This is a genomic window from Vreelandella sp. F11, from assembly GCF_042466685.1.
Lineage (GTDB): Bacteria > Pseudomonadota > Gammaproteobacteria > Pseudomonadales > Halomonadaceae > Vreelandella.
On the sequence record NZ_CP170448.1, the window covers coordinates 1 to 14,090 of the forward strand.

The following is a 14,090-nucleotide window of genomic DNA, read 5'->3' on the forward strand; positions in this document are numbered from 1 at the left end:
GTGTCACTGACGCTTTGGCAACAGTGCCTGGACAACCTGCAGGATGAGCTGAATTCACAGCAGTTCAATACCTGGATACGCCCGCTGCAGGCAGAAGAAGGAGAGTCCAACGAGCTGCGCTTATTGGCGCCGAATCGCTTTGTGCGCGATTGGGTGAGCGATAAGTATGCCAAGCGGATTAGTGAGCTGATGCGAGAGCTTGCACCGGCTAAACCGCCTAAGGTAAGCCTGACGGTGGGCAGTCGCCGCTTGGCAACCCAGGCTCCTCAGCATCGTGATTTAGGTAATCCTGTATCAGCTTCATCTCCGCGGCCAGCATCGCCAGCGGTACATACGCCGCCACGTGGCGATATTGCTGATGAGCGCGAAATCGACAAGCTGCGTGATGAAGCGCCGAGCCGACGTAATAATGAACGTCAGGTACAGGTAGAGGGGAGTCTGAAGCATGGCAGTGGGCTCAACCCTAATTTTACTTTCGATACGTTTGTGGAAGGTAAGTCGAACCAGTTAGCACGCGCGGCCTCTCGACAGGTGTCTGAAAACCCTGGTGGCGCTTATAACCCCTTATTCTTATACGGCGGCGTCGGTTTGGGTAAAACCCACTTGATGCATGCGGTGGGGAATGCTTTGGCAACTCGACGTGAAAACGCTCGGGTGGTGTACCTTCACTCAGAGCGTTTTGTCGCCGATATGGTAAAAGCGCTCCAACTTAACGCCATCAATGACTTTAAACGCTTTTACCGCAGTGTTGATGCGTTACTCATTGATGATATTCAATTTTTTGCGGGAAAAGAGCGTTCGCAAGAAGAGTTCTTTCATACCTTCAACGCACTTTTGGAGGGGGGGCAGCAGATGATCCTCACCTCAGACCGCTATCCGAAAGAGATCAGTGGGGTAGAAGAGCGCCTTAAGTCACGCTTTGGTTGGGGGCTTACCGTCGCCATTGAGCCACCGGAGCTTGAAACCCGGGTGGCTATCTTGATGAAAAAGGCCGACCAAGCTAAGGTCGATTTGCCTCATGATGCGGCTTTCTTTATTGCTCAGAAAATTCGTTCCAACGTGCGCGAATTGGAAGGGGCATTGAAAAAAGTCATTGCTGATTCGCACTTTATGGGTAAAACGATTACCCAAGACTTTATTCGAGAGTCCCTGAAAGACCTGTTAGCCCTTCAGGATAAGCAGGTAGGGGTTGATAATATTCAGCGTACGGTTGCTGAATATTACAAAATCAAGGTGGCGGATCTGCTGTCCAAGCGCCGTTCACGTTCAGTTGCTCGCCCTCGTCAGGTGGCGATGGCGCTTGCTAAGGAACTAACCAATCACAGCTTGCCTGAGATTGGCGATGCCTTTGGTGGGCGTGACCACACAACGGTGTTGCACGCTTGCCGAAAAGTGAAATCATTGCAGGAAGAGAGCGCGGATATTCGTGAGGATTACAAGAATTTACTGCGCCTGTTGACCAGTTAATCACCCCATGGGACGGGCCTGTTACGCGCAGGTCTTTCAGGTTATAGAACCGGAGTATTGATGAAATTTTCGATTTCCCGAGAGGCGCTGCTACGTCCGCTGACTCTGGTCGCTGGTGTTGTTGAGCGTCGTCAAACGCTGCCAGTACTGTCTAATGTGCTGATTCAAGTTGAGGGTGACCAGGTGTCGCTCACCGGCACTGATTTAGAAGTCGAGCTCGTTGGTCGCACGGTGGCAAGCCAGGTCGATCAGGCAGGTTCTGCGACAGTGCCCGCGCGTAAGTTGATGGATATTTGTAAATCACTACCCGATCAGTCGGACATTCAGCTGGGTGTGGAAGAGGGGCGTGCGGTACTTCGCAGTGGTCGTTCGCGTTTCACTCTTTCGACTCTCCCAGTGGCTGAATTTCCCAATATTGAGGATGCAGACGGTAGTCAAGAGATTAGTGTGCCCCGTGGCACCTTAAAGCACCTGATCGAAGCTACCTCGTTTGCTATGGCGCAGCAGGATGTGCGTTATTACCTCAACGGTATGCTACTGGAAATTCAAAGCAATTTACTGCGCACTGTTGCCACTGACGGGCACCGCCTGGCGATGTGTTCGCGCCCAATCGAAGTCTCTGTTAGCCAGTCTCAAAAGTTGATTGTGCCGCGCAAGGGTATTTTAGAGCTATCACGACTGTTAGATGATAGCGATGAGCCTGTCAGTTTAACGCTTGGCTCCAGCCATGTGCGTGCTCATACCGGTGACTTTACCTTCACCTCCAAGTTAATCGACGGTAAATTTCCTGACTATGAGCGCGTCGTTCCACGTAATGGCGATAAGGTATTGATTGCAGAGCGTGCCGAGCTGCGTCAGGTGCTTTCGCGTACTGCCATCCTCTCTAATGAGAAGTACCGCGGTGTGCGTCTTTATCTTGAGGAGAATAACCTCAAAGTGATGGCTAACAACCCGGAGCAGGAAGAGGCCGAGGAGAATATCGCCGTTGAGTACAACGGTGGGGCGATGGAAGTTGGTTTTAACGTTGGCTATTTGGTTGATGTGTTAACCGTGCTTAATGAAGATCGCGTACAAATTACCCTGGCTGATCCCAACAGCAGTGCTTTGTTGGAAGAGCCCGGCGGTGGCGATGCGCTTTATGTTGTTATGCCTATGCGTCTGTAAACGGTTTTGTATAGAGGCATGACAATCGATACGGCAGGCCATGTTAGCGGCGCTTCTGGTAGCAGAAGCGCCGCTAACGCGTTGCAATACTCGCTTTCGAGGACTTTTAAGTGGTGATAATAGGATGAGCCTGACACTGCTTAATTTTCACGCTGTGCGCAACCTGCAGCCTGTTGAGATGACGCCCTCTTCGCGCATCAATGTCATTAGTGGTGCCAATGGAAGTGGAAAAACCAGCCTATTGGAAGGTATCCATATTCTAGGAATGGGGCGCTCTTTTCGCACGCGTCAGTTAAAACACGTGATCCAGATGGATCAGCCGTATATGACGCTGTATGGGCGTTTAAGTGGTGAGCCTGAGGTCACCCTTGGCGTACGCCGGTTACGTGCGCAGAGGGAGCTGGAGCTGCGTTTGAAAGGCGACAAGAACGCTCGGTTGGCGGAGCTGGTAGAGGCGATGCCCCTTCAGTTAATTAACCCAGATGCTTTTCGATTGCTTGAAGGTTCTCCCGCCGGTCGTCGTGAGTTTCTTGACTGGGGTGTGTTTCACGTGAAACACGATTTTTTAGCCATCTGGAAGCACACCCGGCGTGCATTGAAACATCGGAATGCGCTGCTCAGGCGTGGTAGAATACATCCTCAGGAAATGGCGGTGTGGGAGCATGAGCTAGCTGTTTGGGGCGAGCAGATGGATACGCTTCGTCGAGATTGGTTCAGCAACTTTTTACCGGTCTTTGAAGAGACCCTTAGAGTACTGCTTCCCTTGCCAGGCTTGTCGCTCCATTACGCCAGAGGTTGGGACAAAGAGAGATCTCTTGCTGCAGTGTTGCAAGATAGTCGGCCAACCGATCAGCAGATGGGGTTTACTCAGCAAGGCCCACAGCGCGCAGACTTACGCATCAGGATAAATAAACAGCCTGCTGTTGAAGTGCTTTCCAGAGGCCAGCAAAAGTTAGTGGTGAGTGCGCTAAAGCTCGCCCAGGGGCGGTTTCTGGAAAGAACAGCACAGCGGCACTGTATATATCTTATCGATGATTTGCCAGCAGAGCTTGACGAGCAGAATCGGCAACAGTTTTGTGAGCTACTCGAAGATATGCAGTGCCAAGCATTTATTACCAGTGTCGAACCTTCTGCATTAAAAAATGCCTGGCACACTGGAACCCCTGTAGGAATGTTTCACGTGAAACATGCCAAAGAGGGTCTCAGTGAATTGCTAAGCGATAGCTAGTTGTAGACCGCTAAATGTGTGGCTAAGCAAGCTGCCGCGGTGATGCCAGCGCAGGAAGGGGTAGGCGATACGGGATGAGGCAGACTTCACGACGGAGTGGTCAATGAGCGAGCAGGCTTACGATTCATCAAGCATTAAGGTGCTCAAGGGACTGGACGCGGTGCGTAAGCGCCCAGGTATGTATATTGGTGACACCGACGACGGTACCGGGCTGCACCACATGGTCTTCGAATTGGTGGATAACTCCATCGACGAGGCGCTGGCTGGGCATTGCAGCGAAATTCGCGTTGTCATTCACCCGGATGAGTCGGTCACCGTTAGCGATAACGGTCGCGGCGTACCTACCGAACTGCATGAAGGGGAGGGGGTTTCTGCTGCTGAAGTTATCATGACGGTTCTGCACGCCGGCGGTAAATTCGACGATAATTCCTATAAGGTTTCCGGTGGTTTGCACGGTGTAGGCGTTTCCGTCGTCAATGCGCTTTCCGCGGAGCTGCGCTTGACGATTTGGCGCCAAGGGGAAGTGTTTGAGCAAATGTATCATCATGGTGTCCCTCAAGCACCATTAGCTGTTGTAGGCAAAACCGAAAAAAGCGGTACGCGTGTTCATTTCCGGCCATCTCCAGAAACGTTTGGCAATATCGAGTTTCATTTTGATATTTTAGCTAAGCGACTGCGTGAACTCTCTTTCTTGAACTCTGGCGTGGCCATTCGGTTGATGGATGAGCGCAGCGGTAAAGAGGAGCTGTTCCATTACGAAGGCGGTTTAAGAGCCTTTGTTGACCACCTCAATACGAACAAGAGCGTGATTAACCCTGTGTTCCACTTTAACGCTGTTCGTGATGATGGCGTTGAGGTTGAGGTAGCCATGCAGTGGAGCGAAGCCTTCACTGAAAATATTTTCTGCTATACCAATAATATTCCCCAGCGAGATGGTGGCGCCCACTTGGCGGGGTTTCGTGCTGGCCTTACCCGTACGCTCAACAACTATATTGAAGCGGAAAATTTGCTCAAAAAAGCCAAGGTTAACACCACTGGTGACGATGCGCGTGAGGGATTGACCGCGATTATTTCGGTTAAAGTGCCGGATCCAAAATTCTCGTCTCAAACCAAAGATAAGCTGGTTTCCAGTGAAGTGAAAACAGCGGTTGAACAGGAAATGAGTCGCCTGTTTTCCGAGTATCTCGTTGAAAAGCCTAACGAAGCCAAGGCAATCGTTAATAAGATGCTAGACGCGGCACGTGCCCGCGAAGCAGCCCGAAAAGCGCGGGATATGACCCGACGCAAAGGCGCGCTGGATATTGCCGGGTTACCTGGTAAGTTGGCGGATTGTCAGGAAAAAGATCCTAGCCAGTCGGAGCTGTACCTGGTGGAGGGTGACTCGGCAGGTGGTAGTGCCAAACAGGGGCGCGACCGTCGTACGCAGGCTATTTTGCCACTCAAGGGTAAAATTCTGAACGTGGAGAAAGCGCGTTTCGATAAAATGCTCTCCTCAGCAGAAGTGGGTACGTTAATTACTGCACTGGGCTGTGGTATTGGCCGTGAGGAGTTTAATCCCGATAAGTTACGTTACCACTCGGTTATTATCATGACCGATGCCGACGTAGACGGCTCCCACATCCGCACCCTGCTGCTGACGTTCTTCTTCCGTCAGATGCCGGAATTGATTGAGCGTGGTCATATCTTCATCGCCCAGCCGCCGCTGTATAAAATTAAGCGTGGTAAGCAAGAGCTCTATTTGAAAGACGAGCAGGCGATGGTGGACTACTTAACAACGACGGCGCTAGACGGTGCAGGCCTGCATGTTAACGCAAATGCACCGGGTATTTCCGGCTCCCAGCTCGAAGCACTAGTGAACCAGTATCGCAATGTCATGAAGCGAATTGATCGTTTATCACGGGTTTATCCCAATGAAGTGCTTAAACAGATTATCCATGTTTCGGCACTGAAAGGTGAAGAGAGCCTGAAAGATCGCGTGACCATGCAAAACTGGATTGATGAACTTCAGAAAGTTATGGACGATATGGTGGCCTATGAAGGTGGGCCACGTTATCACTTCCATCTACAAGAGGATTCTGAGCGTGGGCTCTTCTTACCGACTGTGTCGCTGGTTGCTCACGGTGTGACCACGGAGTATAGGTGGGGGCTCGACTTCTTTGAAAGTGCCGACTACAGGGGAATTGCCGAGTTGGGTGAAACCCTGGATGGCTTCCTGGAAGAGGGTGCCTTTATTGCCCGTGGCGAGCGTCAGAAGCCTGTATCGCACTTCTCAGAAGTACTTGCATGGCTGATGCAAGAGGGACAGCGTGGGCTATCCGTACAGCGCTACAAAGGACTGGGTGAAATGAACCCGGATCAGCTCTGGGATACCACCATGGATCCCGATAGCCGCCGCATGCTGCGGGTGACTATCGAAGATGCCGTGGGTGCCGATATGATGTTCAATACCTTGATGGGTGACGACGTTGAGCCGCGTCGTGACTTTATTGAGACCAACGCACTGGTGGCAAATTTAGACGTGTAAGATATGAATGTGCTCGTAAGTGTTTCACGTGAAACACTACGTTAACGAGCCTTGCCTTAATATGATTTAATGCCACTATGAAAAGCGCCGCTATGGAATACGTAGCGGCGCTTTTTTGGTAGATAGATGGGTAGGGAGAATTGGGCAGGAGAGAGTAGTTCGTTGCAGCCAAGTTTCTTAGGCAATGCAGAACGCAAAGCGGTATGACTCCCCAGCTGGTATCGCGGGCTATCTAATGAGCCACTCAACAAATTGCGCTAAATCATCGAACACCTTGGCTTTTTCAAGGCCAACGCCTCTTTGCTCCGTCTTAACTCCTTTTCCTGTTCTGACCAGTGCTGTTTTACAGCCTACTGCTTCGCCCGCCTGAAGATCCCGTAGACTATCACCGACCATCCAGCTTCCTGTTAAGCTTGCTAACCCAAGGTGTTGTTGTATGTTTAGCAGCATTCCTGGTAAGGGCTTACGGCATATACAATTATCATCTGGCCCATGGGGACAGTACGCGATATGAGCAATACCCCCGCCTTCAGCTTCTACTAACGCCGTTAGCTGGTCGTGCATCGCATGAAGGGTGGCTTCATCATAATAGCCACGGGCAATGCCCGATTGATTCGTTGCGACGGCAACGGTGTATCCTGCTTGAGTAAGGCGGGCAATGGCAGTGATTGAAGCGGGGTAGGGCACCCACTCGTCGAGAGATTTGATGTAGTTATCAGAGTCATGGTTGATGACACCGTCTCGATCCAGGATGACAAGGGTATCTGCACTTAGCATAGTGATCCTATTGGTACGGTTGCCGACGATACGTTCTGCCCGCCAGTTTTCAAACTATCTTACCCTGATCTGGCAAAAGTGTTTCACGTGAAACACATACTCCCGTCAAACAACAAAAAGCCCAACCGTTAGGGCTGGGCTTGGGTTGCGAACCATTAGCCGATGACTACTGAGGGAGCAGCGAGATATCGGCGACTTCTAAAAACAGCGCTTGAAGGCTAGCAAGAAGCGCTAAGCGATTGCGCTGAATAGCCGGATCATCTGCCATCACCATTACCTGTTCAAAGAAAGCATCCACCGGATCGCGTAGTGTGGCAAGTGCATCAAGTGCTCGCTGGTAATCACCCGCCGCAAAGAGTGGCGCCACTTGTGTCTGGCTACCCGTTACAGCGTCAAATAGGGCGCGCTCGGCGTCTTCCTGTAACAAGCTTTGATCGACGGATGTGCTGCCGTCATGGGCCTGTTTACTTAAAATATTCGAAACCCGCTTGTTGGCAGCGGCTAGTGCTGCGGCTTCGTCACGCTGGGCAAAGGCCTTCACAGCACGGAGACGGCGAGCGAAGTCGAGCGGGTTGGTAACCGGTCGGGCGCGCACAGCAAGATACATTTCAGCGCTGATGCCCTCTTCCTGGCCCCAGGCACGGAAGCGATCCAACATATACGTCAGCACATCCTCAACTAAGCCGTCCGCCTTAGGTAAGTCCTGGTGCTGCTCTGCGGCAGCGGTGAGCAGCTCACGCAGATCGAGATTGAGCTCACCTTTGACCAGAATGTTCAGTACACCAATAGACGCACGACGTAGGGCGAAAGGATCTTTTGCACCGGTAGGGCGCTGACCAATCCCGAAGATACCTACCAGGGTATCCAGTCTATCCGCCAGAGCTAATGCCTTGCCTGTAGCACTTTGAGGGATCGCATCAGTAGCAAAGCGCGGCAGGTACTGCTCCTCAAGGGCTTGGGCAACTTCCGCGGGTTCGCCATCCTGCTCGGCGTAATACCGCCCCATAATGCCCTGAAGCTCGGGGAATTCGAGCACCATCTCGGTGACCAGGTCACACTTGGCAAGTGCCACGGCGCGCTGTGCGTAATCGACGTTGCCATTGATGCGTTGGGCGATAAAGGTCACGATAGCCGCGCTACGACGCGCTTTATCCGCCAGGGTGCCTAACTGCTGCTGGAAGACCACGCTTTCCAACAGGGGAATGCGCGAAGCAAGGGTTCGCTTACGGTCGGTGTCGTAGAAAAACGCTGCATCGGCTAAGCGCGGGCGAATAACTTTCTCGTTACCGGCAATCACCTGATCGGGATCAGCGCTGTCGATATTAGCAATGGTGATAAACAGCGGTTTTAACTTGCCAGCATCGTCCAGCAGGTGAAAATATTTTTGGTTAGCCTGCATGGAGGAGATCAAGCACTCGGCGGGTACTTCCAGAAAGCGCTCATCAAAGCTACCGGTCAGGGCCACCGGCCATTCAACCAAACCGCTCACTTCTACTAGAAGGTCTTCATCGATAACGGCATTGGCCTCCTGAACTTCGGCCTCTGCTAATACCTGCTCACGGATGCGCTCGCGGCGCTGCTCTCGATCCACCAGTACATAGGCATTTTCCAGCGTAGCCACATACTCCTCAGCGTGTGCCAGCTGAATAGCATCTGGGGCATGGAAGCGGTGACCATAGGTCGTGCAGCTAGCTTCTAGGCCAAGTGCCTCGGCGGCCACTACGTCGCTACCGTAAAGTGCTACCAGCCAGTGTACAGGACGGGAAAACTCAACTCGTGAGGCACCCCAACGCATGTTTTTAGGCACGGGGAGGGTGCTGATTGATTTGCGGATAATCTCAGGTAGCAGTGCTTGAATAGATTCTCCCTGCTGCTGTTCACGAAAACCTAACCAGGTACCTTTATCGGTTTCTAAATGAATCAGTTCGTCGACGCTTACACCACAAGAGCGGGCAAAGCCTTCCGCGGCTTTAGTGGCAACGCCATCCTTAAAGGCAGCCGCCAGCGCTGGACCGCGACGCTCAACGTCGCGGTCGGGCTGTTTATCAGCCAGTTCACGCACTTGTACCGCTAAGCGGCGTGGCGTTGCATATGCAATAACGCTGGCGAAGGGAACATCCGCTTCTTGCAGGCCTTTCTCTACTCCTGCGGCAAACGCATCGGAAAGCGCGTCTAGGGCCGTGGGAGGAAGCTCTTCTGCACCGATTTCTAGTAAAAGCGTATTAACAGCCATTAGTCGTCTCCCTGGTCGGCGAGTAGCTCTTGTAACAGTTCTCGGCGAAGATTTTCTGGCGCCATGGGGAAACCTTCGGCCTTACGCGACTCAAAGTAAGCAGTGGCGACATCCCGGGCCATAGTGCGTACGCGTAGGATAAAGCGCTGACGTTCGGTGACCGAGATAGCATGACGGGCGTCCAGCAGGTTAAAGGTGTGCGATGCCTTTAGAACTTGCTCGTAGGCTGGGAGCGGCAGGCTGGCAGTGAGCAACTTGCCACACTCTTTTTCCTGGTGATCGAAGTTGGCAAATAGCTGATCAACGTCAGCGTGTTCAAAGTTGTAGGTGGATTGTTCGCGCTCGTTTTGCAGGTAAACATCGCCGTAAGTCACTTTGCTGCCGTCGGGGGCAATGGCCCAAACGAGATCATAAACGCTGTCGACGTCCTGCAGGTACATGGCAATACGCTCAAGTCCATAGGTCAGTTCGCCGGTGACGGGGTAGCATTCGATGCCACCTGCCTGCTGGAAGTAGGTAAACTGGGTGACTTCCATGCCGTTTAACCATATTTCCCAGCCCAGGCCCCAGGCGCCTAGGGTAGGGGATTCCCAGTTATCTTCGACAAAGCGGATATCGTGAACCAGCGGATCAAGTCCAAGACGTTTGAGCGAGCCCAGATAAAGATCCTGCAGGTTGCTCGGCGACGGCTTCATCACTACCTGGAACTGGTAGTAGTGCTGAAGGCGGTTAGGGTTTTCGCCATAGCGGCCATCAGTAGGACGGCGGGAAGGCTGTACATAGGCTGCGTTCCAGCTTTCGGGGCCAATCGCCCGCAGGAAGGTGGCGGGGTGGAAGGTGCCCGCGCCGACTTCCATATCGAGCGGCTGAAGGATGACGCAACCCTGTTCTGCCCAGTACTGCTGCAGAGCAAGGATCAAGCCTTGAAAGGTCGACACATCGGGTGTCGATTGGTTTGTCGAGACACTCATCGCGGAAAGCACCGTTGGCCATGAATTCATAAGGCGTCAAGTATACAATCCTAGGCAGATGGGTTATAGGCACATAGGCCAACAAGTCGCTTTAGATTAGGAGAACAGTATGATTGTGGTAACAGGCGGTGCCGGTTTTATCGGGGCCAACATAGTCGAAGCATTGAATGCCCGTGGGCGAAACGATGTGATGGTCGTTGACGATTTGCGCGATGGTACCAAATTCGTCAATTTGGCCGACTGCACGCTGGCGGATTACCTCGATAAGGACGATTTCCTTACCAGGGTAAAAGCTGCCCTACGCGGTGATAGCATCGACCTACCCAAGATTGATGCTATTTTCCATGAAGGCGCCTGCTCGGATACCACCGAGTGGGATGGCCACTACATGATGGAGAATAATTTCGAGTACTCCAAAGTACTGCTTAATTACTGCGAGCAGCAGGGCATTCCCTTCTTATACGCCTCGTCAGCCGCTACCTATGGAGGCAGTGAGGTGTTCAAAGAGCTGCCCGAGTGCGAAAAGCCGCTAAACGTATACGGCTATTCAAAGCTGTTGTTCGATCAGCACGTGCGTTCGCGCTGGAGCGAGTTAACCACGCAAGTAGTGGGCTTTCGTTACTTTAATGTCTATGGCCCCCGTGAACAGCATAAGGGCAAAATGGCCAGTGTGGCCTATCACAATCATCTGCAAATTCGTAATGGTGAAACGCTCAAGCTGTTTGGCGCCTACGACGGTTTTGATGCCGGTATGCAGAGCCGTGACTTCGTTTATGTCGGCGATGTGGTCGATGTAAACCTATGGTTTTTGGATCATCCCGAACAGTCCGGCATTTTTAATCTGGGGACTGGTCGTGCGGAACCCTTTAAAGCGATTGGCGAGGCGGTCATCGACTTTTACGGCAAGGGTGAGATTGACTACATTGCGTTTCCCGAAGAGCTTAAAGGGCGCTATCAGAGCTATACCCGAGCTGATATCAGCCGGCTACGTGAGAGTGGCTGCGATGTTGAGTTTAAAACCGTTGCTCAAGGGGTGAAGGCCTACCTGGAGTGGCTAAATGGCTAACTCAGCTCAGCGACTGCTGGTGATTGGCCCCTCATGGGTGGGTGATATGGTCATGGCACAGAGCCTGTTCATGACCTTAAAAGCCCGTCAGCCAGGGGCGACAATCGCGGTGGTGGCACCAGCCTGGTCTCAGCCTATTTTAGAGCGTATGCCTGAAGTGGATGAAGTGCTGCCGCTGGCCGTGGGTCACGGTGAGTTTGGCCTGTCTAGCCGCCGCGAACTCGCTAATCGGCTGCGCGGGCGTTTTGACCGCGCCATTGTACTGCCTCGCTCTTGGAAAGCTGCACTGGTGCCCTTTATGGCGCGTATTCCTGAGCGTATAGGCTTTCTAGGTGAGCACCGTTATGGGCTTCTCAAGGAGCGCCGCAAGCTCGACAAGCAAGTGCTGGATCAAACGGTGAAGCGTTTTGTATCGCTGGGCCTCCCTTTGGAAGAGGCGGCCAGCGGTGAGTTTGCGCTGCCCAAGCCACGCCTGCAGATAGACCGCGATAACTTGGTCAATTTACGCCTGACACACTCGCTCTCTTCGCGCACGGCGATTGGCATGATGCCGGGCGCTGAGTATGGCCCCGCCAAGCAGTGGCCGGTGAGTTATTTTCATACATTAGCCAAACGGCTGGTGAAAGAGGGTTTTGAAGTACGCGTACTCGGTGGGGCAAAGGATCATCCTGCGGGAGAACAGATCACGCAGGGGCTTTCCCATGCCCATAACCTGTGTGGCAAAACACAGCTGGCTGATGCGGTTGATCTGCTGGCGGACTGCCGGCAGGTCGTTACCAATGACTCGGGGTTAATGCATGTGGCTGCCGCGGTCGGCGTTCGCATCCATGCACTGTACGGTTCTTCATCGCCTGCCTACACGCCGCCATTGACCGATAACGCTGTCATCCATTACCTAGCGCTCTCTTGCTCTCCCTGCTTTCAACGTACCTGCCCATTGGGGCACACCAACTGCCTTAATCAGCTCAGCGTTGAGCAAGTCCATCGACAGATTCATGCGGCTCCTCAGTGGGAGAGCGTGATTGTTAATGGATGAGCTCGACTTCGTCTGCCACATCAGCAGGCGTTTCCAGAGTTTGTTCTTGAGAGGGGGCTTGTGAAGATTCATCGGGCTCGCGCCGCTGCGGGGAGATGCCCTCCCAAAGGCGGTGCTGCAGCGCTGTCTCCTCTCGCAAGCGTTCATTAAGCACTTCGATACCATGCGCCTCTACCAGCGTTCGGTTATTGCTGAAAAGCGACGTGCCTAGGCCTGCGCGGTCGCGCTCCAATGTAAAGCCCAACGCATCGAGTATCGTAGGGAAAACATCCAGCATGGTAGCGTCTCGCCGGATACGCTGTGGCTTGATACCGTCACTCAGCATGATAAGCGTATTGTCGCGGTCTAACGCGGTCAGTTGATCCCAGACAGAAACGCGCATCGTCAAATGGTCGCTAAGTATGACCACTAAGGTGTTATCGAGAAGCCCCTCGGACTCTAAACGTTCAACCAGATTTCGTGCAAGCCAAGTAGAGCATTTCACCGAATAAAGAATATCTTGCCCATCGAACTCCCCCTGCTCTTCCACACAAGACTGTGAGGGATAGCCATTTGGCGCATGGCCTGCCAAGTTCAGGCTAACCACGCTCCAGGGGCCATTATCTTCATTGTCTAATCGTCTGATCTCATCGGCTGTGATGTCATACAGCGTATCGTCATACAGCCCCCAGCTATTAACGTACTCAGGATCCTCTAGCAGGGGCTCTAAATCTTCACGGCCTTTGACCGTATCGAATTGATGTCCGCGGTAGAACAGTCCTTTACCGGCGAACTGTGTGCTAGCACCGCCTAGATAGCTTAGTTGGTAGCCCTGTTCCGCAAGGATGTCTCCCAGGCAATCAACGCCAGGGACAACCTTTGATAGAGGCTCAAACTGGCTATCATGGAGAAGTCCTGCGGGCATCAGCGGCACTCCGCACTGACTGGCAATCATGCCAGCCATCGTCCACCCCGTGTTGTCCATTTGGCGCACGCCCTCAAAAACAGCACCTTGTTCACCTAGGGCGTTAAGGTCGGCGTAGGCATCCCCAAATAGCTCATTGGAGTAGGTGCGCTCAATGCTTTCCAGGTACAGAATGAGCAAGTTAGGTGCATCCCTTAGCGCTTCAGTGGGAGGCGGCTTGTAGCGCCGATCCAGCCACGCACCATCATCGGTGACAATCGACGCGCTGCGTTGGCCTAGGCCGTAAAGTAGCGGGTTGCTAGCCAATAGCAGAATAGCAAAAAAACGCTCAGCTAAGCGCCAGCGCTGGTCATGACGTGATAGCCACGTTACCGCTGCCAGTACGCCGATCATTATCAGCGTATAGAGCAGCGCGGAAATCATTTTACCTGCCCCACCATGTTTGGCCATACCGGCTTGAAGGTGAAAAAACACCGCGCCGAGATCGACGATACCAAAGCTATCCGCAAGGTAAACGTAAACACCCCAGAGGCTTAGCGGTAACAGCGACCAGGGCCACATTTTGCGATAACGAGCGTTCGCAGGGTGGCCCCAGCGTAACTTTAAGCCCACGCCAATCCACATGGCCGCTACAAAAAATAGCGTCCACCAGGGCAAGCGGGTCATTACCGTGGTAGCGTAACCCAGGCACAGGCCAATTAGCGTCAGTGCGATGGTGGC

At 52.9% G+C, this 14,090-nt stretch carries 10 protein-coding genes; 6 read left to right on the forward strand and 4 right to left on the reverse strand.

The genetic code is table 11. From position 1 onward, the window contains the following. The 4 genes from dnaA (at nt 1) to gyrB (ending at nt 6,383) form a co-directional block, all read left to right on the forward strand. Nucleotides 1-1,467: a chromosomal replication initiator protein DnaA gene (gene dnaA, locus ACFIOZ_RS00005; protein WP_386081373.1), complete on the forward strand. Its 1,467-nt coding sequence runs from the start codon at nt 1-3 to the stop codon at nt 1,465-1,467. A gap of 60 nt (nt 1,468-1,527) precedes the next feature. Continuing rightward, entirely contained in the window at nt 1,528-2,631 is a 1,104-nt protein-coding gene (gene dnaN, locus ACFIOZ_RS00010) for a DNA polymerase III subunit beta (protein WP_088698234.1), read from the forward strand. A gap of 124 nt (nt 2,632-2,755) precedes the next feature. After that, nucleotides 2,756-3,859: a DNA replication/repair protein RecF gene (gene recF / locus ACFIOZ_RS00015; protein WP_386081375.1), complete on the forward strand. Its 1,104-nt coding sequence runs from the start codon at nt 2,756-2,758 to the stop codon at nt 3,857-3,859. A 103-nt stretch (nt 3,860-3,962) separates the two neighbouring features. After that, on the forward strand, nt 3,963-6,383 hold the full coding sequence (gyrB, locus tag ACFIOZ_RS00020) for a DNA topoisomerase (ATP-hydrolyzing) subunit B (protein ID WP_386081377.1): 2,421 nt from the start codon (nt 3,963-3,965) through the stop codon (nt 6,381-6,383). A gap of 228 nt (nt 6,384-6,611) precedes the next feature. Here gyrB and gmhB read toward each other — a convergent pair whose 3' ends face one another. From gmhB to glyQ, 3 genes are all read right to left on the reverse strand, one after another. Beyond that, the gene (gmhB, locus tag ACFIOZ_RS00025) at nt 6,612-7,160 is read right to left on the reverse strand and encodes a D-glycero-beta-D-manno-heptose 1,7-bisphosphate 7-phosphatase (protein WP_386081379.1); all 549 of its coding nucleotides are present in this window, start codon (nt 7,158-7,160) and stop codon (nt 6,612-6,614) included. 166 nt (nt 7,161-7,326) lie between these two features. Beyond that, on the reverse strand, nt 7,327-9,393 hold the full coding sequence (gene glyS, locus ACFIOZ_RS00030) for a glycine--tRNA ligase subunit beta (protein WP_386081380.1): 2,067 nt from the start codon (nt 9,391-9,393) through the stop codon (nt 7,327-7,329). Beyond that, a complete protein-coding gene (gene glyQ, locus ACFIOZ_RS00035) occupies nt 9,393-10,364 on the reverse strand; it encodes a glycine--tRNA ligase subunit alpha (protein WP_386081381.1) in 972 nt (323 codons plus the stop codon). The genes glyS and glyQ overlap by 1 nt, the downstream gene beginning before the upstream one ends. Nucleotides 10,365-10,473: 109 nt before the next feature. Here glyQ and rfaD point away from each other — a divergent pair, with 109 nt between their 5' ends. Together rfaD and waaF are read left to right on the forward strand one after the other, a co-directional pair. After that, on the forward strand, nt 10,474-11,430 hold the full coding sequence (gene rfaD, locus ACFIOZ_RS00040) for an ADP-glyceromanno-heptose 6-epimerase (RefSeq protein WP_386081383.1): 957 nt from the start codon (nt 10,474-10,476) through the stop codon (nt 11,428-11,430). Next, nucleotides 11,423-12,466 carry a lipopolysaccharide heptosyltransferase II gene (gene waaF, locus ACFIOZ_RS00045; RefSeq protein WP_386081385.1) on the forward strand — a complete coding sequence of 348 codons (1,044 nt, stop codon included), beginning with the start codon at nt 11,423-11,425 and terminating at the stop codon, nt 12,464-12,466. Before rfaD ends, waaF begins: the two co-directional genes overlap by 8 nt. Here the strand turns inward: waaF and ACFIOZ_RS00050 are convergent. Continuing rightward, nucleotides 12,456-14,036: a sulfatase-like hydrolase/transferase gene (locus tag ACFIOZ_RS00050; protein WP_386081387.1), complete on the reverse strand. Its 1,581-nt coding sequence runs from the start codon at nt 14,034-14,036 to the stop codon at nt 12,456-12,458. The two genes, waaF and ACFIOZ_RS00050, sit on opposite strands and share 11 nt — an antisense overlap. Nucleotides 14,037-14,090 lie beyond the last annotated feature (54 nt).